Here is a 24,540-nt window from a genome sequence, read left to right on the forward strand (position 1 = left end):
AAGCCGCATCGCCGACCAACTCGGCATCTCCCAGATGCACGTCTCACGCCTCATCACCCGCTGCTGCGCCAAAGTCCGGGCGGAGGCACTGGGCGGTGTCGACGCGGGCGAGGTCTGAGGGGCGGTCGCGGTGACACGGGTTTCGCGACCACGCGCGTGTACCGGCGGCACACGGCGATGACGGCGGTCCGGTCCCCTGTCGTCGCCAGTGCCGCCGGGGCACGGGCCCATGTGCGCTCCCTGGTGCGGGAGCACTGGCGCGGACCTTCCGGGCCGCCCGCCGAGGAGGCCGTCTGCGACCTCCTGCTGGTCACGTCCGAGCTCGTCACCAACGCCATCCGGCACGGCGGCGGCCTCACCCGCTTCGAGGTGACGCTCGTCCCCGAGGGCGTACGGCTGGACGTGCACGACCACAGCGACGCCGTACCGCCGGCCGCGTACGGGCAGAGCCCGCGGCCCCGCCCCGGTGGGGACGGCGGCTACGGGTGGCCGCTGATCGCCGGCCTCGCCCGCGACATCCGGGTCGAGCGGCGCCGGGAGGGCGGCAAGGCCATAGGGGTGCTGGTGCCGCTGCGCTGACGCGCGGGCCCGCGCGGGCTTCACCAGGGCAGGAAGACGTGGACGTCCTTGCCGTCGTCCCGCACCACCACGCTGACCTGCTCCCCCAGCGTCTGGATCAGGTACCAGCCTATGCCGCCGCCCGTGCCCGGACGGAAGGAGCGGGGCTCGGGCGGGGTGCGGCTGGTGTCGCCCATGACCACATGCACGCCGTCGTAGGTCCTGCGCAGGTTCAGCCGGAAGGGCCCGGGGGCGTACTGCACGGCGTTCGCGGCGAGCTCGGCCACGACCAGCAGAATGTCGTCCCAGTGCTCGGCGGAGGCCGGGGGCACGGTCCTGGAGAGGCGGGCGAGGAAGGTCTCGGCGGTCAGCCGGGCGTCGGTCACGTCCTCCAGCCGCCCGTCGAACGTGGCCTCGCAGGCCTGTACACCCTCGGAGGACGGTGTCCCGTCCCCACGCGGTTCGGTCGACATCACACCTTCCCGGCCGTTTCACTGCACACTGCGCTTGCTCCGGTGCCCTCGGTTCCCTCGGTCCCTTCCGCTGTTGGTTCCCCGAGCGGGAACTGCTACGCGCGCTGAATCGTTGCGGACGTAACCGGTTCCGTGCAATGGCTCCTGCGGCTGACCGGCGTCGCCGCCGCTCAAGTTCCTCGCCTTGGACGGCGTAAAACCCGCCGAGGGAGAAGTGAAAGTGCCTTGTAGCGTGTCTCTCCGATCTTGATGTCCGATGCAACGGGAGCTTTCGGTATGGCCGTGATCCATCACACCACCCTCAAGCCGACCAAACTGGAGCTGCTCACCGAGTGGCTGCCCTCCCGGCCGTGGTACCGCGGTGGCTCGGGCACTCCGCGGCCGGAGAAGGCCGGCGGCTTCCGGCTGGACGACCCGCAGGGCGAGGTCGGCATCGAGTTCATGGTGGTCGCCGACGCGGCGACCGCCTACCTCGTGCCGCTCACCTACCGGAGCGCCCCGCTCGACGGAGCGGAGCACGCCCTCGTCGGCACCACCGAACACGGCGTCCTGGGAAAGCGCTGGGTCTACGACGCCTGCCACGACCCGGTCGCGGTGGCCCAGTTGCTGGCGCTGGCCGAGGGCCGCGTCCAGGCCCAGGACCAGAACACCAGCGATGTCCCCGACCCGGAGGTCGTGGCCGCGTACACCGGCCGGGCCCCGCTCACGGCCGCGGACATCATCACGGCCGACGACCCGTCGGGCACCGCGCTGACCACACCCGACGGCACAACTGTCCGACTGCGGCGGGTTCTTGAGCCCGGCCAGGTCCCGGAAGGGGCCATCGGCCATGTGACGGGTTCTTGGCAGCTCCCGGACGGCAGCCGCGCCGGCGGACCGTTCGCCGTCGTGCATTCCGCGCAGCAGGCCCGGCTGTACGCCCGCGGTGAGGCGGTCCCGGACGTGAGCGCCTGACGGGGCCGGGGGTCAGTCGCCCCAGCGGCCGTTCGCCGTGAGGGCTTCCAGGGACGTCGTGTGGGGTGGGGTGGAGCGCTCACGCAGGAAGTCGGCGGTGAGGGAGTGGAGGGGGGCCTTCTCGGGGCGGCGACGGGCCTGGCAGGTGATCTCGTCGATGAGGGTGGTCGCCATGTTCAGGCGGGGGTAGGCGGCATGGACGGCTGAGCCGGTGGCGTCGTCGACGCACTCGGTCGCGATGCCGAAGTCCATGCCGATGCCGGTGCGGACCAGCGCGCACAGTGTGTTGCGGCGTTCGGCGATGCCCGGCGAGGTGTGCAGGGCGATGGCCTCCCATACGGCGTCCACGGCGGCGGCGGAGAGCCCCTCGGCGGTGAGGAACTCGGCGGCCAGGTCGGCGCCGTCGACCTCGAACCGCTGATCGCGGTCACCGGCCTCGGTCAGGCCGATGTCGTGCAGCACACAGGCGAGGAACAACAGGTCCGGGTCGTAGTCGTGGCCGGGCCGCGCCCCCTGGTGGTCGGCGTACAGACGGGCGAACAGGGCGCTGCGGATGCTGTGGTGCGCGGTTGGCGTGGACTCGGTGCTCCTCACCAGCGCCAGGGCGCGCTGGGCCACGAGGGTGTCCGGAAGGGTCAGGAAGGAGTTGGCCGTTTCGGTCATGGCGTCCATGGTCCGGGCGCGTGGCCCCGGCCGACAGTGGCAGGATTGCCGACATGCGTGAGGAAACTGCCGCCGTCGCTGCCGTGCACCGGGTGGCCGTGCTGGCGCTCGACGGTGTGCTGCCCCTCGACCTGGGCATCCCCGCCCAGGTGTTCACGTCCGTTGCAAACGGGCCGTACGCGATGACGTTGTGCGGGCGAAGGGCGGGGGCGGTGACCACGGCCGCGGGGTTCGACCTGACGGTGGCGGCGGGGCTTGAGGCACTGGAGGGCGCCGACACCGTGGTGGTCCCGGGCTACGCGGACCATCTCGCCGAGCCGGCCGCGACGGTGCTGGGCGCGCTCGCGGACTGTCATGAGCGGGGTGTCCGGCTGGTGTCCATCTGCACGGGCGCGTTCGCGCTGGCGGCCGCCGGTGTGCTGGACGGGCGCACCGCCACCACGCACTGGCGGTACGCGGGTGAGCTGGCGGCCCGTCACCCGCGGGTCACCGTCGACCCGCAGGTGCTGTATGTCGACGAGGGCAGTGTGCTGACGTCGGCGGGGGTCGCGGCCGGGATCGATCTGTGTCTGCACCTGGTGCGCCGCGATCTGGGCGCGCGGACGGCGAACGAGGTGGCGCGCACCCTCGTCGCGGCGCCGCACCGCGACGGTGGGCAGGCGCAGTACATCAGGCGGCCGCTGGCCGAGGCCGGTGACGGCACCACGCTGGCCGCCACCAGGGCCTGGGCGCTGGCCCGGCTGCACGAGCCGCTGACGGTGCAGCGGCTCGCCGCGCACGCGCACCTGGCACCGCGCACCCTGGCCCGCCGTTTCGCCGCCGAGACCGGTACGACGCCGCTGCGCTGGCTCCTGTCCGCCCGTCTCGACCGGGCCCGGGAGCTGCTGGAGAGCACGGACCTCGCGGTCGAGCAGGTCGCCGAGCGGTGCGGGCTCGGCAGCCCGTCCAATCTGCGGCTGCACTTCCGGCGGACGCTCGGCACCTCGCCGTCGGCCTACCGCGCGGCGTTCGCACCGGCCCGGCGGGGAGCGGGGGCGGGGTCGTAGGGGACGTCCAGGTTCTCCGCCGGCTCGGTCAGCCGTCCGCGGGCTCGGGCGTCCACAGCAGAGGAAGGCACAGACCTCGGCGAAGTTGGCCGGGCCCTGCCGTTGGAGTGCCAGGACGGACCAGGGGCGGCGGCGGAAGCGCCGCGGGTGCCTCCAGCGGGCGGGGTGGCCGAGGGGGCCGCCGCCGGGCGGGACCACGAGGTCGTACCTGCGCTCCATGGAGCCGCTGTACTCCGAGTGGCCGTGCGCCGCTCGCTCCAGTGAGCCGGTTCAGGCAGCGCCACCCTGCTGCGGCCGGGCACCGGTCGGTCCAGCGGTGCGCCGACGAATGCCTGGAGTTCGTCGAACTGGTCCATGGAGCGCCAGTGGAAGGCGTCGAGGGGACGCGGTCTGCTGCGGTAGCGGGCCACGCCCGTACCGGCCGGGGAGGTGGATACGGCCTCTGCCGACCCCCTCCCGGTGCGACGAGACACCGATGAAGTCGCAGACGTCCTGGAAGTCGGCGTCCCCCCGCCAGTGAATGGCAGCCACGTAGTCGTACTTGGTCCGCACGCGCATGCGCATCCCCCCGAAGGGCAGGATGCCCCGGCGGTGGAGCCACGCGCCATACCGCGGCGAGGGGCGGTTCGCGGGCCGCCGTCCTCGCCGCGGGAGCCTGGGTGCCGTACTCGCCGCGGGAGCCTGGGTGCCGTACTCGCCGCGGGGCCCGGGGTGCCGTCCTCGCCGCGGGAGCCTGCGTGCCGTACTCGCCGCGGGGCCCGGGGTGCCGTACTCGCCGAACGGAGTCCGCGCCGCCGCCGTCGGCCGTGGCGCCCGGGCCGGTCTCCTCGGCCGCGGACGCCCGGGCCGGCGGCCGGTGCGGCTTGGTCAGGTGAGCTGCGGCAGCACCTCGGCGGCGATCCACTCCGTCGCCTTCTCCACGTGCTCGGCGGCCACGGGCAGCCAGAGGGTGCAGGCGGTCAGGCCCGCCTCGGTGAGCCGGCCGAGGTCGTCGACGACGCTCGCCGCGGTCGGCGAGGGGCCGCCGACCGGCCGGCCCGGGGGCTGGATCAGGGCGGGGACGCCGGGCGGGGTGAGGAACTCCATCGAGGCGAGCGTCAGCCGGTCGGCGTCCTGGGAGGCGTCGGCGAGGTCGCGCAGCCGCCGGCGTACGTCGGTGACCGTCTCCGCGTCCGCGCCGGAGCCGTACCAGCCGTCTCCGAACCGCAGTGCGCGGCGCAGGGCGACATCGCTGTGACCGCCGACCCACACCGGCGGGCCGCCGGGCGTCACGGGCGGCACGCCGAGGCTCGCGCCGCGCAGCTTCGTGAAGCGGCCCTCGAAGTCGGCGGGGCGCCGCGTCCACAGGGCCTTGGCGGCGGCGAGATGGTCGTCGGTGCGGGCGCCGCGTTCACGGACCGGGACACCGGCCGCCGCGAACTCGTCGGGGTTCCAGCCGGTGCCCACGCCCAGCAGCAGCCGGCCGCCGGACACGACGTCCAGGGTGGCGGCCTGGTTGGCGAGCAGCAGAGCCGGGTAGTACGGCGTGACGAGCACGGACGTCAGCAGGCGCAGACGCGTCGTCGCGCCGGCCACGGCCGACAGCAGCACGAACGGGTCGGTGTCCAGGCCGAACCCGCTGTCGAGAAGGCGGTTGCCGACCGCCACATGGTCCAGGCCCAGCTCCTCGGCGTGAACGGCGGCGCGCAGCACGGCACTTCCGTCGTCCAGCGGCCAGCGCGGCTGGAGAGAGACACCCAGGCGTAACTGTGGCATGAGCACTACCTTTCCTCGGCGGTACGGGGTGACGGGCAGGGCCTGCCACCCTGCCGCCCGCCCTGTCGACGAGACCAACCTACCGACCGCGCGGGGCCCTGCGGTGGGTCGCCCGAGGTTCATTCGGAGGTCGGGCGACCCACCGCAGGGTCCCGCGCTCACTCGGCGACGTCGCGGGTGCGGGCCGTCCCCCGAGTGGGCGTCAGGCGGTGTAGCCGCCGTCCACGGCGAGTACGGTGCCGGTGATGCAGCGGCCGCCGGGGCCGGCCAGGTAGGCCACCGCCGCGGCGAGCGCCGTTCGCCTCGATGCGCTCGGCCACCTCACGCGCCCGGTCCTCGGCCCGCACATACGTCAGCGCGACCGCCGCTCCCCTCGCCGCCGGCCGCCGCGCGATCGCCGCGCCGATCCCCCGGCTGCCTCCGGTCACCAGGGCCACCCTGCCGCTCGGTTCACTCATCACCGCTCCTCGGTGGACGTGTGCTCGTCACGCCGGCAGGGTAGAAGTTGCCATCTGTGTCAGATTCAAGACGCCGTACGAGGTGAGGCAGAGGCATGCGGATCGGCGAACTGGCCCGGCGCAGCGGGGTGAGCGAGCGTTCCCTGCGCTACTACGAGGCCCAGGGGCTGCTGCGGGCGGAACGCACGCCCGGCGGGCACCGGGAGTACGGCGACTGGGCGGTCGACCGCGTCGTACGCATCCAGACCCTCTACGCCGCGGGCCTCAACAGCCGGACGATCGCCCAGCTCCTGCCCTGCATGCGGGACACGGACGGCCGCCCGAACGAGGTCGCCACGCCGGAGCTGGTCCACAAGCTCGCCGCGGAGCGCGCTCGCATCGACCGCCTGATCACCGACCTGATGCGCTCGCGCGACGTGCTCGACGAGGTCATCGACACGGCGTCGGACGACGTGACCACCGCAGCCGTTCCACGGGCATGACCGGCCGGGCCGTCACCAGGACCGGGTGACGACGACCCGCGCCGGCTCGTCACCGGGCTCCGGGGCCGGCCGGGCAGAACCCTGGGGCCCGACGGAGCGTTCGGGGCGGCCGTGCACGACGTGCTTCAGCCCGGGGTCTCCGTGGGCGGCCGCTCCCCCGAGCCCCGTTGTCAGTGCCGTGCGTCATGATCGGGGCATGAGCGAGATCGACACGGCTCCGTCCGCCACCACCCGTACCTGGAGCGGGTTCGCGGCGAGCGCGGCCCTGCAGGGGCTCGTCGCCGCGTCCGGATCCTGGGACAGCGACGCGTTCGCCGGCATCAGGCGGATCGGGAGGTACATCGACGGCAGTTGGGCGCCGGAGCCCGGCGGGCGGGAGGTCCGTCCGCCCGCGGCGGGCAGCTGGACGGAGCTCATAGGACGCCCGGGCGCACTGGCGCTGCGGGCGGCCTCGCCCGCCACCAGGCCGGAGCGCCGCGAGGTGCTGCTGGACTTCCTGCTGATGTGGGCGCACACGCCGTTCGCCGACCCGGCGTACCGCTTCCGCGTGGGGCGGCTCGCCGGCACGGCCTCGTTCGCCGTCCGCGACGAGCAGGGCGCGTCCTTCGGCCTGCATCTGCCGGCCGCGGGCAGGACCCTCTACTTCGAGGCGGTGCGCCCCGGCGGGGAGCGGGCGCCGCGCCCCGAGGAGCCGCTCTACGCGGAGGACTGCCACCGCGGTTGGGGCACCCCGGAGCAGTTGCTGCGCCTGGTCGAGCTGGTCCGGGAGCGGGGCCCGGTCGCCCGGGACGCGGACGCGGTCCTCGCGCTGAGCGAGGGCACCGGCCTGAGCCGGCCCGCGGCGGCGCTCGTCCTGGCCGGGAACCCGGGCGCGGGCGGCTACTACACGCCGTTCCTCGACGAGCACGAGCGCGCCGTGCTCGGCTTCAAGGCCGGTGAACTGGAGGCGGCGCGCGAGGAGTTGTCGATGCTGCACGACGACGAGCGGCTCGCGCTGCTCGCCGACGTGCTGCCGGAGGACCCCGCCGAGCTGTGGGAGCCGGGCGGCCTCGCGCGCGTCGCGGAGCGCACCGCGGCGGTCTGGGCCGAGCAGCACGGTGCGCGCCCGTCGGCGCCGTGGAGCACCTGGCAGTCCGCGGTGGCCCTCCAGACGCGGATGCCGGCGACCCATCTGTGCCACCTGTTCCTCGACCCGGCGAACGCCACCCTGCCGCCCGGTTTCTATCTCCGCGTCTGGCCGTGTCCGGAGGAGTACCGCCGGCTGCGCACCGCTTGGGACGTGATGGGCTCCTACGACGCCGAAACCGTCGCGGACGCCGTCGTCGCCGGTCTGACCTGGGCGTACGCGGACCTCCCCGCCGGGGACCCCGTACGGGACGGAGCGCCCGAGGTGGTGCGGCACCTGCGCAAGGTCCTGGCGGGCGGGGACTCCCCCGCGCGCGTCCTGCACTCGGGCCTCGTCGCGGGCAACCGTGGCGGCAGGCGGTGGGAGTGGCTGACGGACGGCACCTGCGACCGCGTCCTGGCCCGCGTCGGCGCCGGCGACCTGCCCGCGGGCCGCTACGAGTCCGACCCGCGCGCCTGCGCCCCGGACCTGGTCGCCGAGGTGGCCACCGCGCTCGGCCTGCCGGAGGACGCCGCCGCGCTGTACCTCCAGCTCCTGACGCTGCCCCTGCCCTCGGACCGGAACATACGCCGCTGGAACGCCTGGGCACCGGCCCGCCACAAGGCTGCCGCCGCCCGGCTGGTGGCGCGCGAGCTGGTCGTCGAGGACCGCAGGCCGCGGGCCGGCCGCACGCTCTTCCTGCCCGGCCGCTGGGCGTCCGCGAAGAAGCCGCTGCCGCCCATGGAGGTCTGGAAGGCACAACTTCTCCAGGCCCGGTTGTCCTACGGCGAGCAGGAGGTGAGGGCCTTCGAGCTGTGGCCGGGCACGCTGCCTGAGCTGTTCACCCGGGCGTGGGAGCTGGTCCGCGAGGGGCAGGGCCCCGGCGACTGACCGCCTCCACTGCGCCGGCGGCCTCCAGACCGTGCGACGCGCCCGCCGCGTCGGCCGCGGCTGCGCGGATGTCCCGCAGCCGGGGGGATCTCGTTGCCGGGTGAGTCAGTTGGGACCCGTTCCTGCGGTGCGGCGCGAGGGGCGGCAACCCCGTGCGGGGGATCGGTCTCGGCGGCCGGAAGCCGGGGGCGCGGGAGCCGGGAGCCGGGGCGCGGCAGCCGGTGCGGATGCGGATGCGGATGCGGGTGCGGGTGCGGGTGCGGATGCGGATGCGGGTGCGGGTGCGGGTGCGGGTGCGGGTGCGGGTGCGGGTGCGGATGCGCCGGACGGCGCGTGGTCGGGGTGGGATGCCCGACGGATGGCGGCTGAACACGCGGCGGACGGCCGGAAGGATGGCCGTCGTGAACAGGCCGTCGCACGGCGACGAGCCCCGCCACCGCAGAAGGGAAGCCCTCTCGTGACTGTCACTCCGATCGACCTCTTCGCCTCCTTCGTCCATCTCGCCGAAGGTGGCCGAGTGAGCGCCGGTGAGCCGGTGTTCGAGCCCGAGCGGGACGGCTGGCAGCTGATGACCTTCCATGTGGAGTCCGACGCCGACGTCCACGCCGACCACTGGGAGGTCCACACCGGCGCTGACGAGGTCGTGGCCTGTCTCACCGGCGGCATCCGCCTCTGCCTGCGCCCGGAGCACCCGGGAGAGGCGGCGGAGGAGATCGGGCTCCCCGCCGGGACGGCCGCCATCGTCCCGCGCGGCCGTTGGCATCGCCTCGCCCTGGAGACCTCCCCCAGCGACATCATGTCCGTCACCGTGCCGCGCGGCAGCCGGCTGGAGCGGCGCACGGACGTCTGACCGGGCCGGGGCACCCCGTCACAGGGCGATCAGCCCCGCCGCCGTCTCCCTGAAGCCGCAGGCGTCGAAGTAGAACGAGCGCAGATGCGGCTCGAAGTCGACGTGCAGCCAGGCGCACCCGGCGGCGCGGGCCGCGTCGGCGGCCTCGGCGACCAGGGCGGTTCCGACACCCGACGACCGGCGGTGGCGGGCGACCACCGTGTCCAGGACGAAGGCGTGGACGCCGCCGTCCCAGGCGACGTTGACGAACCCGATCAGGGTTCCGTCCTCGCGGGCGCAGACCCACCCGAGGCTGTGGCGCTCGACGCGGGCCCGCCAGTCGGTCCGGGCGGCCGGGTGGCCGAAGCCGTCGGCGTGCAACGTGTTCAGGTCGGTGTTGTCGAAGTCGCCCCGCCATGCGTATGTGATCGTCACGGGCCGAGGGTACGTCCGTCGACGTGCGCCGCGACGCGGGCGATCGTCCGGGCGTTGTCCTCGAAGAGGTGGGCCTGCATGCCCACGGCCCGGACCGCATCGACGTTGGCCGGAACGTCGTCGATGTACGGGCAGCTCTCCGGAGGCGCCGCCAGGCTCGCGCACGCGGCCCGGTAGGCGCGCGGGTCGGGCTTGGCGATGCCGAGCTCGTGGGAGTACACGATCCGCTCCACCAGCTCGTCGAAGCGGTACCGCTCCGCCTCCCGCTCCCGGGCGCCCACGAAGCTGTTGCTCAGGATGCCCAGACGGCACCTTCCGGGCAGTCGGCGGGCGTAGGCGATGGGTTCGTCGTTCGGCGTGCCGAGGTATTCCGTCCACAGGTCGGTCATGAAGGCTTCGAGCCGGGCGGCGCCGGGACCGAGGCGGGCGGCCGCCTGGTCCCGGACCGTGCGCTCGTCGGCGGCGCCGATGCTCCCGGCGTGCCACACGTCACGCATCCGCTCCCCCTCCGTCCCCGGAGCCAGGGCCGGCCGCTCCTCCCACCGCCGCACCCAGCCCGTCCTCGGTGTGATCTCGAGTACGCCGCCGATGTCGAAGATGACGCAGGTCGCGGTCATGTGTGCTGCCTCGGGGTCGCTTGTGCGGCCGATGGAGACACCGTGGCCCTTCACCGAGGGGCAAGGTCAAGCGCACTCAGCCCGTCGGACCAGGCTCGGCGGGGTCCAGTCGGCGTGGCGGAGGATGGCGCGAAGCGCGGTGCGGGACGGGGTGAGGCGGAGGGCGGTGTTGCGGGCGGCGATGGCCAGGGGGTGGGTGAGCTGCTGGCCGAGGCGGCCGGCCTGGCGGGCGGCGCGGGTGATGGCCTGGCTGCGGGGGCGGCGCTCGGCGTCGTAGCGGGTCAGGGCGGCCCCGAGAGTGGGCTCGGTGGCCAGGGCGGCTGTGAGGGAGACGGCGTCCTCCAGGGCCTGACAGGCGCCCTGGCCGAGGTTGGGGGTCATGGCGTGGGCGGCGTCGCCGAGGAGGGCGATGCGGCCGACGGTGAAAGTGGGCAGTGGGTCGGCCAGTTCGTGGATGTCGTGGTGGAGGACGTCCTCGGGGCGGGTGGCGTCCAGGAGGGCGGGGATGGGGGCGTGCCACTGGCCGAAGCGGCGGCGGAGTTCCGCCAGGGCGTCCCGGTGCCGCACGCCCGCCGGTGAGTTGAGCACCGCGTGCCACTCGGCCCTGCCGTCGGTGAAGGCGATGTGCCCGAACTCCGCCCCTGGTCCCCAGGTCAGTTCGAAGTCGGTGCGCAGGTCCACGGGGTGTTCGGTGATCGCGCGCAGGACCGTGGAGCCGCTGTAGCGGGGGCCCGGATGGCCGGGGAAGAGCCGGGTGCGCAGTCGGCTGCGCACGCCGTCGGCGGCGACCACCAGGTCCGCTTCCCGTACGGACTCGTCGCACCGGACGCGGAGGCGGCCGTCCGCGGCGGCCTCCACCGAGCGCACTTCCCGGCCCACCGTGAGGCACTCGGCCGGCAGCGCCTCGCGCAGCAGGCGGTGCAGCACGGCTCGGGGGATGCCGACGATCGGCGTGCCCAGCGCGCGTTCCAGTGCGGCTCCGTCCATGCGGGCGAGCCAGCGGCCGTCCGGGGTGCGGGTGCCGCCGGTGTACTGCGGACGTGCCGCCGTGCGGACCTCCTCGCCGACACCGAGAACGTCCAGGGCGCGAAGTCCGTTGGCGTGCAAGGAGATTCCGGCCCCGGCGTCCTCCAGGACGGGGGCGCGTTCGACGACCGTCACCTCCCAGCCGATCCGCCGCAGGCCGATCGCGGCGGCCAGCCCGCCGATGCCCCCGCCGACCACTATCGCGCTGCTGCCCATACCCGGCCCTCCCTCGACACGACCGCACGGCGCGCCGCGCATGACGCACGCGCCACACGCACGCACGGTTTCTACAGATGTAGAAGAAACAGATGCGGGAAGCGTACTCCCGGCCTCTACAGGTGTAGAAATAGGGGGTGCCCACCGATCGACGTACGCTCCTCGCCGACGCCGCCGTCACCGTGCTCGCGGAGTCCGGGATGCGCGGCCTGACCCACCGTGCCGTGGACCGGGCCGCCGGCCTGCCGCCCGGCACCACCTCCGCCTATCTGCGCACCCGCGACGCGCTGCTCACCGCGCTGGTGCGGCGGCTGGTCGCACTCGACCAGGCGGAGCTGGAGGAGGTCGGCGGCCGGACGCCGGTGCCGCGCGACGCCGACGAGCTGGCGGCCGGTCTCCTCGCCTTCGTCGAGCGACGGCTCAGCGGCGACGGCCGGCGGCGCTCCCTCGCCCGCTACGCGTGCGCCATCGAGAGCGTGCACCACCCGGAGCTGCGGGAGATCCTCGTACCCCGCGACAACGCGGCCCGGCAGGCCGTCCAGGACTTCCTGGCCGCCCAGGGCCTGCCGGACGCGGCGGAACGCACCGTCACCTTGCTGACCTGCGTGGACGGGCTCGTCTTCGACCGTCTTGTCAACGGCGGTACGGTGACCGCCCAGCAGGTGCACCGGCTCGTGTCGGCGGCCCTGCGCTGACGCCCGGCCACGCGGTTCGACCCGGATCCTCGCCCGGCGCCACGGCCTTCGGCCCGGACCCTTCGGCTGGGCGCCATCGCCGTGCCCGCGCCGGGCACAAGAAAAGGCAAGGAGGGTGAACCCATTCCTTGCCACTCTCAACTTATAGCGCACGGGGGGGCTTGCGGCAAGGCCCCGGTCGTCCCGCAGAATCACTGGCTCACGGCCACAGCCTGCGGAAATAGGTGATCGCTGAAGTGCCTGCCCGTTCTCTGCCCACCAGCCCGTCCGACCTGTCCACCAGCCCCTTCGCCCTGTCCGACCGGCTGTCCGCCAAGACCGACCCGGCGCTGATCGCCGAGGACGAGAAGCACTTCGCCGCCGTCGCGGAGAGCCTCGACCAGGCGATCGCCGAGGTGTCCGACAGCCTCGACGCCGCGCTGAAGGCGCCCGGCGGGGCCGGCCGGGCCGCGATGGACCGGGACGCGGAGGTGCACCGGCTGACCGGCCGGCTGCGTGCCCTGCGCCGGTTCGGTCTCGACCTCTGCCTCGGACGGATCGTCGGCGCGGACGACCCCGAGCCCGTGTACATCGGGCGGCTCGGCCTCACCGACAGCTCGGGGCGCCGGCTGCTGGTCGACTGGCGCTCCCCCGCCGCCGAACCGTTCTTCGCGGCGACCCACGCCCGTCCGACGGGGCTGGCCAGCCGTCGCCGGTACCGCTGGACCGACGGCCGGATCAGCGACTACTGGGACGAGGTGTTCACCGCCGACGGCCTGGAGGGGCATGCCGCGCTCGACGACCAGTCGGCGTTCATCGCGGGCCTGGGCGGCAGCCGTTCGTCCCGTATGCGGGACGTGCTGGCCACCATCCAGGCCGACCAGGACGCCATCGTCCGCGCCGGATCGCGCGGCGCGCTCGTCGTGGACGGCGGCCCGGGCACCGGCAAGACCGTCGTCGCCCTGCACCGGACCGCCTACCTGCTGTACGCGGACCCGCGCCTCGGGCATCGCCGCGGCGGCGTGCTGTTCGTCGGCCCGCACCAGCCGTATCTGGACTACGTGTCCGACGTACTGCCCAGCCTCGGTGAGGAGGGCGTGCGCACCTGCACCGTGCGGGACCTCGTCGAGGAAGGAGCGGGCGCGGGGCCCGAGGCCGATCCGGAGGTCGCGCGGCTGAAGTCGTCCGCGCGGATGGTGCGGGCGATCGAGACGGGTGTCCGGTTCTACGAGGAGCCGCCCACGGAGGGCATGCGGGTGACGACCCCGTGGTCCGACGTGTGGCTGAGCGCGGACGACTGGGCGGACGCCTTCCGCGCGCCCGGTCCCGGCACGCCCCACAACGAGGGCCGGGACCTCGTCTGGGAGGAACTGGTGACGATCCTGCTCGACAAGGCCGGCGGCGAGGTCCCGGAGGAGCTGTTCCGCAGGGCGCTGCGGCACGACGAGGAACTGGTCGGCGCTCTGGAGCGCGCCTGGCCGCTGATCGACGCGGCCGATCTGGTCGCGGACCTGTGGTCGGTCCCGGCGTATCTGCGGCTGTGCGCACCCTGGCTCAGCTCCGAGGAGGTGCGCACGCTCCAGCGCAAGGCGGCCCCGCGGGCCTGGACCGTGTCCGACCTGCCGCTCCTGGACGCAGCCCGGCAGCGGCTCGGGGACCCGGAGGCGGCGCTGCGCAAGCAGCGGCACGACGCCGCCGTGGCGGCCGAGCGCGAGCGGCTGGCCGGCGTGATCAACAACGTACTGGCGGCGGACGACGACGGCGAGGGCGCGGTGACGATGCTCCGCGGACGCGACCTGCAGGACGCCCTCGTCGACGACAGCGCCCTGCCCGCCGCCGAACCCGACCGGCTCTCCGGCCCGTTCGCGCACATCGTCGTGGACGAGGCGCAGGAACTCACCGACGCCGAATGGCAGATGCTGCTGCAGCGCTGCCCGTCCCGGAGCTTCACGATCGTCGGCGACCGCGCCCAGGCACGGCACGGATTCACCGAGTCGTGGCGCAAGCGCCTGGAACGGGTCGGCCTCGACCGCGTCGAGGTGGCGTCGCTGACCATCAACTACCGTACGCCGGAGGAGGTGATGGCCGAGGCCGAGCCGGTCGTGCGGGCCGTGCTGCCGGACGCCAACGTGCCGACGTCGATCCGCAGCAGCGGCGTTCCCGTCGTGCACGGCTCCGTCACGGAGCGGGACGCGGTCCTCGACGCCTGGCTCGCCGAGCACACCGACGGTGTCGCCTGCGTCATCGGCGATCCCTCGTTCCGGGAGACCTCCCGAGTCCGTTCGCTCACCCCGCAGTTGGCGAAGGGGCTGGAGTTCGACCTGGTCGTCCTCGTCGACCCGGAGGAGTTCGGGGATGACGTGGCAGGGGCGGTCGACCGCTATGTGGCGATGACCCGGGCGACACAGCAGCTGGTGGTGCTCACGAGCCGCTGACCCGCACGCGCCGCTGACGGGTCCGAACGTTTCGGGGGCGGTCGGCGTCACAGGGGTAGTCATGATCGAAAGGACCACCCCTATGACCACCACACGTGTCGTACGCCGTGTCCGTGCCGTGGCCGGCCTCGCGCTGCTCGGAGGGCTGTTGTGCTCGACTGCCGCCTGCGGCACCGGGACGGAGGCCGTTTCCGCCAAGGGCTCCGAGCCTGTCGCGGCGCAGAGCCGTACGCCATGGGAGGAACCCGCCTCGTACGCGTACACCTTGGAGTCCGGCGAGGGCGAACGGGCCCTGATCGGGAAGTTCCGGATCACCGTGCGGGACCACAGGGTGACGCGGGCCCTAGGACTGGACGAGAGCGGCCGGCGCGTGGTGAAGGAGTTCCCCGAGCAGGTGCCCACCATCGGACGGCTGCTCGGGGAGCTGGAGCAGGCCCGCAGTGAGGGGGCGGACGAGGCGGAGGCCGTCTACACCGCCGAGGGGCGCCCGGAGCGGATCACCGTCGACTGGGACAGGAACGCGCTGGACGACGAGTCGCTGTACGTCATCAGTGCTTACACGAGCGGCTCCTGACAGGACGTCAGCTGCGGTGGAGGTGGCGTGCGGGGCCCCTGAAAGCCGGTGCCGGCCACGGGAAGTGCGGGACGTCAGCCGGTGAAGCTCTCGGGGCCGAAGCGGCCCCAGGCGACGAAGACCGCGATGGCGAGGTAGACCAGGTTCGCGGCGACGAGCGCCGTCTCGCCGCGCCGGCCGTGGGTGAACATCGCGCCCACCATCAGCAGGACCCAGCAGACGGCGGTCACCGGCACCATGACGGGCGCCGTGTCGAACACGGCGGGCAGGATCAGCCCCACGGCGGCCAGCACCTCCAGGACGCCGAGCCCCTTGATGAAGCCCGCGCTCTTGCCGTCGGTCCATCCGCCGCCGTGGGCCGCCGCCAGCTTCTCCTTCGGCACGAACGCCTTGACCATGCCGCCGAACAGGGCCACCGCGGCCAGCAGTCCGGCAGCGATCCACAGGGCGAGGTTCATCGTCAGCTCCTCGATCGTAAAGTGTCTTCATCCCCTGTGACGAGACAGCCCGCCCGGCTGTGACATCCTCGGCGCCCCGGCCCCGGCATGGACGAAAGCGCAGGTCACGCATAGGGTGCCTGCGCACGCGACCTTCCGCGGGCGTATCCGGTTTCCTTTCTCGCCCGTGGGGGGCTGCAGTCATGACCGTGTCCGAGTCCGAGAGACCTCTTCCCGACGCCGCGCCGCCGCGGGAGTCCCCGCGGCCTTCGCGGTGGCTGCTCCGTCTGGTGACGGCGTTCCTCGTGGCGGCGGCCGCCGGCGGTGCCTACGCCGTGTACGCGGGCGTGCGGCTGTACTCGGTGATCGAGGGCGACGCGGGGTTCCTCACCGTCCCGCAGGACGAGTTCCAGGAAGCGGCCAGGCGGTACGAGAACGCCGGCCGGGTGCAGGGCTTCGCGTTCGCGCTGTGTGCCGTCGTGTTCCTGGTCTGGTTCTCCCGTATGCGGCGGCTCACGGGGCAGTTGGCGCCGGACGCCTTCCGCAGGGGGCCCGGCTGGGCGGTGGGGGCCTGGTTCATCCCGTTCGCGAGCCTGTGGATGCCGTATCGCATCGCCATGGACATGTGGGCGGCCGCGTCCCCGCTGCCGGACGGCGGGAAGCCGACCCGCGCTCCGGTGTGGCCGGTGAACCTGTGGTGGGGGCTGTTCGTCGCCAACGTGACGCTGGGCCGCTACTCGGCGTTCCGCCTGGACACGGCCGAGGATCTCTTCGCATTGCGTGACGCCGTCCGGCAGTACCTGCTGTGCGACACCCTGGAGGTCCTCGCGGCGGGTGCCGCGGTGTACTTCGCCTTCCGTCTGACGGCCCTGCAGGAGCGGAAGGCCGCCCAGGGACCGTTCCTGAGCGGGGTGTAGCGGGGCGCAGCACGCTCAGCCGTGTGCGGGACGCGGCACGCTGTCGCGTCACTCGCCGTCTCACCACCGCCGGTTCACGACCCCAGCGTGGTGAGCGCGGGCGCGAGTTCGCGCCACTGGCGCAGGGGCAGTTCGGCGGGGGACGCGGTGAGGACCTGGACGGCGACGTGGTCGGCGCCGGCGTCCAGATGTTCCCGGACCCGCCGGCGGATCGCGCCGGTGTCGCCGTGGGCGACGATCGCGTCGACCAGCCGCCTGCTCGGCCCGCCGGTGAGGTCCTCGTCGCCGAATCCCAGCCTGCGCACATTGGCCAGCTGGTGGGGTGCGTTCCCGACGTACGTCGCCACGTGTGCCGTGGCCAGTTCGCGGGCCCGTACGGTGTCGGTGTCCAGGACGACGGCGAGTTCCACCCCGAGGAACGCCTCGGGCCCCATGGTCCGGCGCGCGGACGCGGTGTGCTCGACCGGGACGAAGTACGAGTGCGCGCCCCAGGTGCGCTCCGCGGCGAGTCCGAGCATCCTGGGCCCGAGGGCCGCCAGCACCCGCCGCGGCGCCGGGTCGGGGCGCGGCCCGTGCTGGGGGACCGCGTCCATGGAGTCGAGGTACGCGCGCATCGTGTGCACCGCCCGTCCGCGCGCCGGCATCGGATAGCCGTCGAGCTCGTGGACGGTGTCGTCGACCCGGTGCCCGCCGAGCCCGAGGAGGTAGCGGCCCGGGAAGGCGTCGCCCAGGGTGCGGGTCGCCGTCACCGCAGCGATCGGGTCGCGGAAGGCGATGTTGGCGATGCCGGACGCGATCGTCAGCCGCCGGGTCGCGGACAGCAGCAGCCACGCCTGTCCGAAACTCTCCCGGCCGAACGCCTCACCGAACCAGATCGCCCCGTAGCCCAACTCCTCGGTCTCGGCGGCGGCTTCACGTACCAGGCCGGCCGGGTGCGCGTCGAAGGCGAACGTCCAGATGCCCGCGGGCCCCAGAGCGGTGCGTGCGTGAGTGTGCATGTGCGCTCCTCCCCCACCAAGCGGAGAACCTCTCCGCCCGGCTGCGCGAGCTACCATACGGAGAAGTTCTCCGGATAGCCAGCGTGAAAGGCGGTACCCATGTCGAAGCCCGGCCGAGCCGCACAGCCGCCCGCGTCGCGCGCCGACGCGCGGGTCAACCGCGAGCGCATCCTCGCCGTGGCCCGCGAGGTCTTCGCCGAGAGCGGCCCCGAGGCTTCGCTCAACGCCATCGCGCGCCGCGCCGGCGTCGGTCCTGGCACCCTGTACCGGCACTTCCCCAACCGCCAGGCCCTGGTGGTCGCCCTCGTCCGGGACCGCGTACTCGCGCTGCACACGCTGGCGGAGGAGCTGCCCCGCACGCACTCCCCCGACGACGCGCTCGCCGCGTGGCTCGCCGCGCTGCTGGAGCACGCCCGGCTCCATCACGGCACCGGCGTCGCGGCCCTCCTCGACGAGACGGCCGACCTCGGCATCGACTGCCACCGCCTCGTGCTGGACAGCGCCGCCGCCGTGCTCGGCCGCGCCCGGCGCGAGGGCACGGCCCGCGCCGACCTCGACAGCGGTGACCTCGTCCGGCTCGTCGCCGGCGTCGCCCTGACCACCACGCGCGACGCCGAGCCCGGTCTGCCCGAACGGCTCCTCGGGCTGGTGCTGGACGCCGTTCACCGGGATGCGGCGGTGACGAGCCGGGGGCGCCCCGGCGGCTCGGCGGCCTAGGAGGCGTGCCGCGGCTCGCGCCACATCCCCCACCGGGTGGGGCCGTCGCCCGGGAGGGGCACTTCCTCGCGGACGGTGAAGCCGAAGTGTTCGCAGAAGGGGATGTTGGCGGACTTGCAGGACTCCAGGTAGACGGGGAGGCCGGCCGCGTCGGCCCGGGCGAGGCCCGAGCGCAGAAGGGCGGCACCGTGGCCCTGGCCGCGGGCGGCGGGGTCGGCGCCGATCACCGCGAGGGGCCAGTGGGGTCCCCGCGGGGTGTGCCGGGCGGCCGTCTCGACGGCGTCCCGGAACAGCGGGGCGCGGACGCCGAGCAGGTCCTGGAGCTGCTGGACGCTGTCCGCGCCGGGCACGGCCTGCGCACCCGCGGCGACCCAGAACGCGGCTGCCCCGTCGGTGCGTTCGCACACGCCGTGGTGGAGGTGCTGCCCCATGAAGAGGGTGGTGAAGTAGCGCACCAGCGACTCCTCGCGCGAGGCGTCGTCGGGGAAGGACCGGCGCAGCATCGGGTCGTCGTCGAAGGCGCGGGCCAGGGCGGCGCTGACCAGCGGGGCGTCGTCGAGGGTGGCCGGTTTCGGCGTGGCCGGTATCGGCATACGGGTCATCCCGCCGTTCGTGATCTTGGTGAGCGGACGCGTACCGGTATCCGGACGGAGTCACCCAGCCGCCGGGCCTTGAACTCAACCGTACAGTTCAGCGGGGTGTTAGGGTCGGCCCATGAGCGTGGAGACCGGCAGACAGCGGCCGAGCGGACCCCGGGCGGAGCTCAAGCGGCAGGCCATCGTGCGGGCCGCGCGCGAGCTGTTCCTGCGGGAGGGCTTCGGCGTGGGCATGGACGCCATCGCCGCCGCGGCGGGCGTGTCCAAGGTGACCGTCTACAACCACTTCGGCAGCAAGGAAGCCCTCTTCACCGCCGTCATCACCAGCGCGCTCGACGAACCCCTCGCCGGTGAGTCCGCGGCCGCGCTGGAGGGCCTCGCCGAGGCCGAGGACCTGCGCGCCGCCCTCGTCGACGCGGCCCGCGCCTGGGTCCACGCCGTCCGCACCAACGACGAGGTCGCCGCCCTGCGCAACCTCGTCGCCGCCGAGCTCCACCGCTTCCCCGAACTGGGCGAGGCCTGGCGCCACCACGGCACCGAGAGCCACCACCCGGCCGTGGCCGACGCCCTGCGCGGCCTCGCCGGACAGGGCCGCCTGGCCATCCCCGACCTCCAGGTCGCCGTCCTGCAGTTCTACGGGCTGCTCGTCTTCCCCCACATGGTCTTCAGCTCGTACGGCACCCAGATCGACGACGACCTGACGGAGCGTCTGGTCACCGGCGGGGTCGACATGTTCCTCGCGCACTACGGCCCGCGCGGCGCGCAGGGCTGACGCGGTCCGCCCCTCGATCCGGCCGTCGCCTCAGGGCAGTTGCTGCTCGAACCACACGATCTTGCCGCCGCTCACCCGCGTGGCACCCCACCGCAGTGCCAGCTGGTCGACGAGGAACAGGCCGCGGCCGCCCTCGTCGTCGAGCTGGGCGTGGCCGAGCCGGGGCAGTTGCACGGAGTCGTCCCGGACCTCGACGCGCAGGACGTCGGTGCGCAGCAGCCGCAGGGTGAGGGGCCGGGTGGTGACCCGGACGGCGTTCGCGACGACCTCGCTGACCAGCAGCTCGGTCGTGTCGGAGAGGTCGGCCAGGCCCCAGCGGCGCAGGGTGCGCCGGACCAGCCGGCGGGCCTGGCCCGCGGTGCGCGGATGCGGGGTCAGGTACCAGTTCGCGGCGGTCTCGGGCAGGAGGCCCTCGAAACGCGCGGCGAGCAGGGCGACGTCGTCCTCGCGCTCGACCTCGTCCAGGGTGCCGAGCGCCGCCTCGCACAGGGGCTCCAGCGCGGGCGGGCCCGCCGCGCCATGGGCGCGCAGCCGGTGGCGCAGCCGTGTGATGCCCGTCTGGATGTCCGAGCCGCGCGACTCGACGAGGCCGTCGGTGTAGAGCAGCAGGGTGGCTCCGGTGGGCGCGGGCATCTCGGTGGTCTCGAAGACGCCGCCGCCCACGCCTATCGGCACTCCTGAAGGCAGCGTGAGGGCCTCCGCCGACCCGTCCGGGCGCAGCAGCAGCGGCGGCGGGTGGCCGGCGTTGGCCATCAGCAGGCGGCGGGAGACCGGGTCGTACACGGCGTACAGGCAGGTGGCGAGGTGCTGGCTGCCGAGCCGGCCGGCCTGTTCGTCGAGGTGGTGCAGGACCTCGTGCGGCGGGAGGTCCAGGCCGGCAAGCGTGTGGACCACCGTGCGCAGCTGGCCCATGATCGCGGCCGAGGTGAGGGAGTGGCCCATCACGTCGCCGATGACGAGGGCGACCCGGTTGCCGGGCAGCGGGATGGCGTCGTACCAGTCGCCGCCCACCTCCGCGGTCCGCGAGGCGGGCAGATAGCGGCTGGCGAGGCGGACGCCCGCGAGCGCGGGCAGGGACGGCGGCAGCATGGTGCGCTGCAGTGTGTCGGCCACGGACGACTCGTGGCCATGGGTGAGCGCCTTGTCGACGCCGAGCGCGGCGTGGGTGGCGAGCTGGGAGGCGACGAGCAGGTCGTCGCCGGTGAAGGCGCGGCGGCCGCGGTCGCGGACGAGGGTGACGCAGCCCAGGACGTGGTGGCGGCCGCACAGCGGGGCGACGATCACCCGCCGGCCGGGCGGCACCTCCTCGGGCAGTCCGGCCGACGCGAGCAGCTCCGCCGCGACGGCCGCGGCCTCCGGAGTGGTGGCGAACACGGGCCGCCCGGACCGCAGCAGCTGTGCCGGCTCCCCCTTGACGGCCCGCGGCGGTGCCTGCGGTGCCGGCACCCCCTCGCGGTGGACACTGTGCAGCCTGAGCAGGGTGGGGGCGGCGGAGGCGGTGTCGCCGACCGGCAGCGGGTCGTGGAGATGGACGACGACGAGGTCGGCGAAGAGCGGCACGGCGACCCGGCACAGCTCGGCGAGTGTCTCGTCCAGGTTCATGCCGCGGGCGATGCGCCGGGTGGCGGTGTCCAGGTAGCGCAGCCGGTCCGTCCCCGCGTCGCGCAGGGCCCGGAGATCGCGCATGGCGCCTACGTCACGCAGGGCACCGCCCTCCCGCAGGGCATGGGCGTCCCGCAGGGCACGGGCGTGCCCGTCGCCGCGCACGGGCCGCGCACCCCGCAGCCTGCGACGCCGGCCCGGCTCGGAGCCGCCCCGTGCGCCGATCACGAGACCACCGCGGCGGTCCGTACCCGCCGGACCCGTCCACCGCTCCCCCGGCACCCCGGGCGGAACACACACGGACACCGCGGTATCGCTCGGCCCGGCAGGCACAGGCCGCAGGCACGCCGTACCGCCTCGCCCGGCAGGCTCGGACCGTGCGCACACGGGCGTCGCCGTATCGCTCCGTCCGACGGGCTGGGGCCGCAAGCGCAGGCACACCCCCGAACCACTCCGCCCGACCGGCTCGGGCCGTGGGCACAGGCACGCCGTACCGCTCCGTCCGACGGGCTGGGGCCGCAAGCGCAGGCACACCCCCGAACCACTCCGCCCGACCGGCTCGGGCCCTGCGCACAGGCACACCCCCGAACCACTCCGCCCGACCGGCTCGGGCCGTGGGCACACGGACGTCGCCGTATCGCTCCGTCCGACGGGCTCGGGCCGGCGCCCTGCTCGTCTCCGGCCGCTTCTGCTGACATGGGTCTGGCTCTCCCGCGCCCCGCTCTGCTCGACTGGCCTGAATCGCGCTGCCTGTGACAACCGGCCTGATCCGGAGGACAGGCCCTAGTCGAGTTTCGTACAGCGCAGGAAGATCTGCTCCTCCGGTGGGACGTCGGAGCTCTCCGGCGCGTAGGTGTAGGAGGACTCCCCGTCGATCGAGAAGCCGGCCGCCTCGACGACCTCGCGGAGGGTGTCGCGGAGGTAGCCCGTGACGCGGATGGTGCTGCCGAGGAAGGGGATCGCGAAGTCGTCGACATCCGCCTCGACCATCGACAGGACGAGCAGGCCACCCGGTTCCAGCAGCCCGTGGATCGTCTTCAGGGCGAGAGGGATCTCCGCGCGCGGCAGCATCAGCAGCGAGAAGAAGGCCGCGACGGCGTCGAAACGGCCCAGGTCCAGGGAGCCGCCGGGGCGCAGGTCGGCGATGTCCGCCCGGTGGAACTCCCCGTCGGGCACATTGCGGCGGGCCAGCTCGACCATGCCGGCCGACAGGTCGACGCCCACCACGGCGCACCCGCCGTCGGCGAGCTGGCGCGAGGTCGGCAGTCCGGTGCCGCAGCCGAGGTCCAGCACGCGCGCGCCGGGCGAGAGGCGCTTCAGGAGCCAGTCGGCGGACTGGACCTGCCCCTCCTTGTGGGGGAATGCCTCGTCGTAACGGTCACCGATGGCGTCGAAGGCCTCCGCCTGACCCGTCCGGTCGACCCGCAGGCCGTCGTAGTCGACTCCCTCACCAGCACTGCTCACGCTGCGTCTCCCTCAGGCTAAGGCTTGGATCATCCTTGCACAGGAGACCCTGCCGTGGCGGCACGTCCACAGAGAAACCGCTTCGCGGAAATCGCCTCAACCGCCGTGGATCGCCAGGGCGATGAGCGCGACCAGGGCCGCCGTCACCATGAACACCGTACGGGTCAGGGCGCGTACGCGTCGCTCGCTGCCCGCGCGTACGGACCACGGCAGGGCCAGGGTCGCGGCCGACGCCTGCTCCATGCGGGTGCGCAGTGCCCGGCGTGCCGCCTCCGGGGTCGCGGCGAGGGCGGCACGAGCGTGCCCGAGCCGACCGCGTACGGCATGGCTGCTGGCCTCCGTCTCGGCGGCGGCCTCCGACACGCCGAGCCCGAGTCCGTCGCACAGCACGGCCGTACGGCGGTGCCGCGGGGGAAGCTCCAGCAGGGCGCGCAGCAGCGGATCGGCGGGCGCGGGGCTCGGGCGGATGACGAGTCGCCGGAAGCGGTGCCAGGGCGACAGGGCGTGCTCATGGGTCGCTGCCCGCACCCAGCCCACCGGGTCGGGGTCGCGGGCGACCTCGGGCCAGCGTTCCCAGGCCTGCCGGAAGGCGTGCTCGGCGGACTCGAAGGCGCGGCGGCGGCAGCCGGTCAGCAGGTATGCCTGCTCTATCAGGCCGGGAGCGGCGTAGACGTACAGCGCGTCGAAGGCGCCCTCCGGGGTGAGTGCGGACCGCCCCGGGCGCAGGGTGTCGGCGCTGTCGTCCAGGGCGCGTATGAGGGTCGTGCGGGTGGTGGGCGCGGCGCCGCCGCCCCGCTCCACGGGTGGGTTGGAGTACATGCGGGCGTCCTGTGCGGGTCGTCGGCCCCTGCGGGCCGCCGGACGGGGGGGCGTCACGCCCGGCGGTCCCGGCGGAGCCGTCGCCGCGGCCGTGCCACGGCATCCCCAACGCCTCGCCCGCACGGCAGGTGGCGCCGCGACATGCCGGATCACACCCTCCGGCGAACCGTCGAACCCACGTCCCGGTCCGCCCCGCCGCAACCTGACTCGGGTGACCACGTGGATACCCGGCCTTCGCGGGTACCCGGCGCAACAAGCCCCGACCGACCGCGGTGGCCGACGGGCTGCCGCCGATCGACGTAGTACACGGAGGTACACACGATGAGCACGGTCAAGGAGACGGTCGAAGTCAGCGTTCCGCTGCACACCGCCTACAACCAGTGGACGCAGTTCGAGGAGTTCCCGAACTTCATGGAGGGAGTCGAGGAGGTCAGGCAGGTGGACGACCGCCACAATCACTGGACGACCAAGATCGGCGGGGTGAAGCGGGAGTTCGACACCGAGATCGTCGACCAGCTGCCCGACGAGCGCATCACCTGGCGTACCACCTCGGGCGACACCAACCAGAAGGGCTCCGTCCGCTTCGAGCGCGTCGACGACACGCACACGCGGGTGGAGCTGGTCATGGACGTGGAGCCCAGCGGTGCCGCCGAGAAGGTCGGCGATCTGCTCGGCACGATCGACCGGCGGGTGAAGGGCGACATGAAGCGGTTCAAGGAGTACATCGAGGAGCGCGGCGGCGAGAGCGGCGCCTGGCGCGGACGCATCCGTCCGGGCGACGTGGGCGGTCCGACGCCGCTCTGACGACTCCGCCCTGAGGGCCGTCCGCCGTCGCCGCCGAGGCTGACGCGGACGCCGACAGGGACGCGGAAGCGGACGGGGAGACCCACCCGGACGACAGGACAGGGGCCTGGGCGCGCTGACGCCCTGGCCCCTTCCGCGTGCCCGGCCCCGAAAGGGCCGGGCGTACCCGCAGTCGGTTCAGCCGAGGACGAGCGCAAGGCGCGCTTCAGCCGAGGACGAACGG

At 73.9% G+C, this 24,540-nt stretch carries 28 protein-coding genes and 1 pseudogene; 15 read left to right on the top strand and 14 right to left on the bottom strand.

The genetic code is table 11. From position 1 onward, the window contains the following. A partial coding sequence (locus ACIGXJ_RS33005) for a sigma factor-like helix-turn-helix DNA-binding protein (protein ID WP_399653847.1) occupies positions 1-118 on the top strand: 118 nt, incomplete at its 5' end. A 59-nt stretch (positions 119-177) separates the two neighbouring features. After that, complete coding sequence (locus tag ACIGXJ_RS33010) at positions 178-579, top strand: ATP-binding protein (RefSeq protein WP_399653333.1); 402 nt, start codon at positions 178-180, stop codon at positions 577-579. Between the two features lie 20 nt (positions 580-599). Here ACIGXJ_RS33010 and ACIGXJ_RS33015 read toward each other — a convergent pair whose 3' ends face one another. Then, on the bottom strand, positions 600-1,031 hold the full coding sequence (locus ACIGXJ_RS33015) for an ATP-binding protein (protein WP_399653336.1): 432 nt from the start codon (positions 1,029-1,031) through the stop codon (positions 600-602). A gap of 276 nt (positions 1,032-1,307) precedes the next feature. Here ACIGXJ_RS33015 and ACIGXJ_RS33020 point away from each other — a divergent pair, with 276 nt between their 5' ends. Further along, on the top strand, positions 1,308-1,985 hold the full coding sequence (locus tag ACIGXJ_RS33020) for a 1,4-alpha-glucan branching protein (protein WP_399653339.1): 678 nt from the start codon (positions 1,308-1,310) through the stop codon (positions 1,983-1,985). 12 nt (positions 1,986-1,997) lie between these two features. On the opposite strand, the gene ACIGXJ_RS33025 is transcribed toward ACIGXJ_RS33020, so the two are convergent. Next, the gene (locus ACIGXJ_RS33025; protein ID WP_399653342.1) at positions 1,998-2,648 is read right to left on the bottom strand and encodes an HD domain-containing protein; all 651 of its coding nucleotides are present in this window, start codon (positions 2,646-2,648) and stop codon (positions 1,998-2,000) included. A gap of 53 nt (positions 2,649-2,701) precedes the next feature. Between ACIGXJ_RS33025 and ACIGXJ_RS33030 the strand changes: the two genes are divergently transcribed. Further along, positions 2,702-3,694 carry a GlxA family transcriptional regulator gene (locus ACIGXJ_RS33030; RefSeq protein ID WP_399653344.1) on the top strand — a complete coding sequence of 331 codons (993 nt, stop codon included), beginning with the start codon at positions 2,702-2,704 and terminating at the stop codon, positions 3,692-3,694. Positions 3,695-4,561: 867 nt separating this feature from the next. Here ACIGXJ_RS33030 and ACIGXJ_RS33035 read toward each other — a convergent pair. The 3 genes and pseudogenes from ACIGXJ_RS33035 to ACIGXJ_RS33045 form a co-directional block, all read right to left on the bottom strand. Further along, on the bottom strand, positions 4,562-5,449 hold the full coding sequence (locus ACIGXJ_RS33035; RefSeq protein WP_399653348.1) for a TIGR03619 family F420-dependent LLM class oxidoreductase: 888 nt from the start codon (positions 5,447-5,449) through the stop codon (positions 4,562-4,564). 202 nt (positions 5,450-5,651) lie between these two features. Then, the gene (locus ACIGXJ_RS33040; protein WP_399653873.1) at positions 5,652-5,774 is read right to left on the bottom strand and encodes a hypothetical protein; all 123 of its coding nucleotides are present in this window, start codon (positions 5,772-5,774) and stop codon (positions 5,652-5,654) included. Beyond that, positions 5,737-5,907, bottom strand: a pseudogene (locus tag ACIGXJ_RS33045) (SDR family NAD(P)-dependent oxidoreductase); the annotation flags it as partial. The pseudogene ACIGXJ_RS33045 and the gene ACIGXJ_RS33040, both read right to left, overlap by 38 nt. A 95-nt stretch (positions 5,908-6,002) precedes the next feature. On the opposite strand from ACIGXJ_RS33045, the gene ACIGXJ_RS33050 reads away from it, so the two are divergent. The 4 genes from ACIGXJ_RS33050 (at position 6,003) to ACIGXJ_RS33065 (ending at position 9,235) form a co-directional block, all read left to right on the top strand. Beyond that, the gene (locus ACIGXJ_RS33050) at positions 6,003-6,389 is read left to right on the top strand and encodes a MerR family transcriptional regulator (RefSeq protein WP_399653351.1); all 387 of its coding nucleotides are present in this window, start codon (positions 6,003-6,005) and stop codon (positions 6,387-6,389) included. Between the two features lie 196 nt (positions 6,390-6,585). Next, the gene (locus ACIGXJ_RS33055) at positions 6,586-8,385 is read left to right on the top strand and encodes a hypothetical protein (protein WP_399653353.1); all 1,800 of its coding nucleotides are present in this window, start codon (positions 6,586-6,588) and stop codon (positions 8,383-8,385) included. 152 nt (positions 8,386-8,537) lie between these two features. Next, entirely contained in the window at positions 8,538-8,846 is a 309-nt protein-coding gene (locus ACIGXJ_RS33060; protein ID WP_399653356.1) for a hypothetical protein, read from the top strand. Continuing rightward, positions 8,843-9,235, top strand: a complete 393-nt coding sequence (locus ACIGXJ_RS33065; protein ID WP_399653358.1) for a cupin — start codon at positions 8,843-8,845, stop codon at positions 9,233-9,235. Before ACIGXJ_RS33060 ends, ACIGXJ_RS33065 begins: the two co-directional genes overlap by 4 nt. A gap of 18 nt (positions 9,236-9,253) precedes the next feature. Here ACIGXJ_RS33065 and ACIGXJ_RS33070 read toward each other — a convergent pair whose 3' ends face one another. From ACIGXJ_RS33070 to ACIGXJ_RS33080, 3 genes are all read right to left on the bottom strand, one after another. Then, positions 9,254-9,649 (bottom strand): GNAT family N-acetyltransferase, encoded by a 396-nt coding sequence (locus ACIGXJ_RS33070; RefSeq protein ID WP_399653360.1) that lies wholly within the window; start codon positions 9,647-9,649, stop codon positions 9,254-9,256. Further along, a complete protein-coding gene (locus tag ACIGXJ_RS33075) occupies positions 9,646-10,266 on the bottom strand; it encodes an HAD-IA family hydrolase (RefSeq protein ID WP_399653362.1) in 621 nt (206 codons plus the stop codon). The genes ACIGXJ_RS33070 and ACIGXJ_RS33075 overlap by 4 nt, the downstream gene beginning before the upstream one ends. A 66-nt stretch (positions 10,267-10,332) precedes the next feature. Further along, positions 10,333-11,508: an FAD-dependent monooxygenase gene (locus tag ACIGXJ_RS33080; protein ID WP_399653365.1), complete on the bottom strand. Its 1,176-nt coding sequence runs from the start codon at positions 11,506-11,508 to the stop codon at positions 10,333-10,335. Between the two features lie 137 nt (positions 11,509-11,645). Between ACIGXJ_RS33080 and ACIGXJ_RS33085 the strand changes: the two genes are divergently transcribed. From ACIGXJ_RS33085 to ACIGXJ_RS33095, 3 genes are all read left to right on the top strand, one after another. Continuing rightward, positions 11,646-12,203: a TetR/AcrR family transcriptional regulator gene (locus ACIGXJ_RS33085; protein ID WP_399653367.1), complete on the top strand. Its 558-nt coding sequence runs from the start codon at positions 11,646-11,648 to the stop codon at positions 12,201-12,203. A 236-nt stretch (positions 12,204-12,439) separates the two neighbouring features. Then, positions 12,440-14,617: an RNA polymerase recycling motor ATPase HelR gene (gene helR / locus ACIGXJ_RS33090; protein ID WP_399653370.1), complete on the top strand. Its 2,178-nt coding sequence runs from the start codon at positions 12,440-12,442 to the stop codon at positions 14,615-14,617. 82 nt (positions 14,618-14,699) lie between these two features. Then, positions 14,700-15,191, top strand: coding sequence for a DUF6174 domain-containing protein (locus ACIGXJ_RS33095; RefSeq protein ID WP_399653373.1), 492 nt, complete (start codon positions 14,700-14,702; stop codon positions 15,189-15,191). A gap of 74 nt (positions 15,192-15,265) precedes the next feature. Here the strand turns inward: ACIGXJ_RS33095 and ACIGXJ_RS33100 are convergent, their stop codons facing one another. Next, positions 15,266-15,649, bottom strand: coding sequence for a DoxX family protein (locus tag ACIGXJ_RS33100; RefSeq protein ID WP_399653375.1), 384 nt, complete (start codon positions 15,647-15,649; stop codon positions 15,266-15,268). A 182-nt stretch (positions 15,650-15,831) separates the two neighbouring features. On the opposite strand from ACIGXJ_RS33100, the gene ACIGXJ_RS33105 reads away from it, so the two are divergent. Then, complete coding sequence (locus tag ACIGXJ_RS33105; RefSeq protein WP_399653378.1) at positions 15,832-16,545, top strand: DUF4328 domain-containing protein; 714 nt, start codon at positions 15,832-15,834, stop codon at positions 16,543-16,545. Positions 16,546-16,619: 74 nt separating this feature from the next. On the opposite strand, the gene ACIGXJ_RS33110 is transcribed toward ACIGXJ_RS33105, so the two are convergent. Continuing rightward, on the bottom strand, positions 16,620-17,543 hold the full coding sequence (locus ACIGXJ_RS33110; RefSeq protein ID WP_399653380.1) for a TIGR03620 family F420-dependent LLM class oxidoreductase: 924 nt from the start codon (positions 17,541-17,543) through the stop codon (positions 16,620-16,622). Between the two features lie 99 nt (positions 17,544-17,642). Here ACIGXJ_RS33110 and ACIGXJ_RS33115 point away from each other — a divergent pair, with 99 nt between their 5' ends. Then, a complete protein-coding gene (locus tag ACIGXJ_RS33115) occupies positions 17,643-18,260 on the top strand; it encodes a TetR/AcrR family transcriptional regulator (protein ID WP_399653383.1) in 618 nt (205 codons plus the stop codon). Here ACIGXJ_RS33115 and ACIGXJ_RS33120 read toward each other — a convergent pair. Further along, complete coding sequence (locus ACIGXJ_RS33120) at positions 18,257-18,853, bottom strand: GNAT family N-acetyltransferase (RefSeq protein ID WP_399653850.1); 597 nt, start codon at positions 18,851-18,853, stop codon at positions 18,257-18,259. The genes ACIGXJ_RS33115 and ACIGXJ_RS33120 overlap by 4 nt on opposite strands. A 121-nt stretch (positions 18,854-18,974) precedes the next feature. On the opposite strand from ACIGXJ_RS33120, the gene ACIGXJ_RS33125 reads away from it, so the two are divergent. Then, entirely contained in the window at positions 18,975-19,628 is a 654-nt protein-coding gene (locus tag ACIGXJ_RS33125; RefSeq protein WP_399653385.1) for a TetR/AcrR family transcriptional regulator, read from the top strand. A gap of 30 nt (positions 19,629-19,658) precedes the next feature. Here the strand turns inward: ACIGXJ_RS33125 and ACIGXJ_RS33130 are convergent, their stop codons facing one another. From ACIGXJ_RS33130 to ACIGXJ_RS33140, 3 genes are all read right to left on the bottom strand, one after another. Further along, on the bottom strand, positions 19,659-21,458 hold the full coding sequence (locus tag ACIGXJ_RS33130) for a SpoIIE family protein phosphatase (protein ID WP_399653388.1): 1,800 nt from the start codon (positions 21,456-21,458) through the stop codon (positions 19,659-19,661). A gap of 555 nt (positions 21,459-22,013) precedes the next feature. Further along, positions 22,014-22,694 (bottom strand): class I SAM-dependent DNA methyltransferase, encoded by a 681-nt coding sequence (locus ACIGXJ_RS33135; RefSeq protein WP_399653390.1) that lies wholly within the window; start codon positions 22,692-22,694, stop codon positions 22,014-22,016. A gap of 96 nt (positions 22,695-22,790) precedes the next feature. Beyond that, positions 22,791-23,513: a hypothetical protein gene (locus tag ACIGXJ_RS33140; protein WP_399653393.1), complete on the bottom strand. Its 723-nt coding sequence runs from the start codon at positions 23,511-23,513 to the stop codon at positions 22,791-22,793. Positions 23,514-23,834: 321 nt separating this feature from the next. Between ACIGXJ_RS33140 and ACIGXJ_RS33145 the strand changes: the two genes are divergently transcribed. Beyond that, on the top strand, positions 23,835-24,317 hold the full coding sequence (locus ACIGXJ_RS33145; protein ID WP_399653395.1) for an SRPBCC family protein: 483 nt from the start codon (positions 23,835-23,837) through the stop codon (positions 24,315-24,317). The last annotated feature ends 223 nt before the right edge of the window (positions 24,318-24,540 follow it).

Source organism: Streptomyces sp. NPDC053367 (assembly GCF_044545925.1).
Lineage (GTDB): Bacteria > Actinomycetota > Actinomycetes > Streptomycetales > Streptomycetaceae > Streptomyces.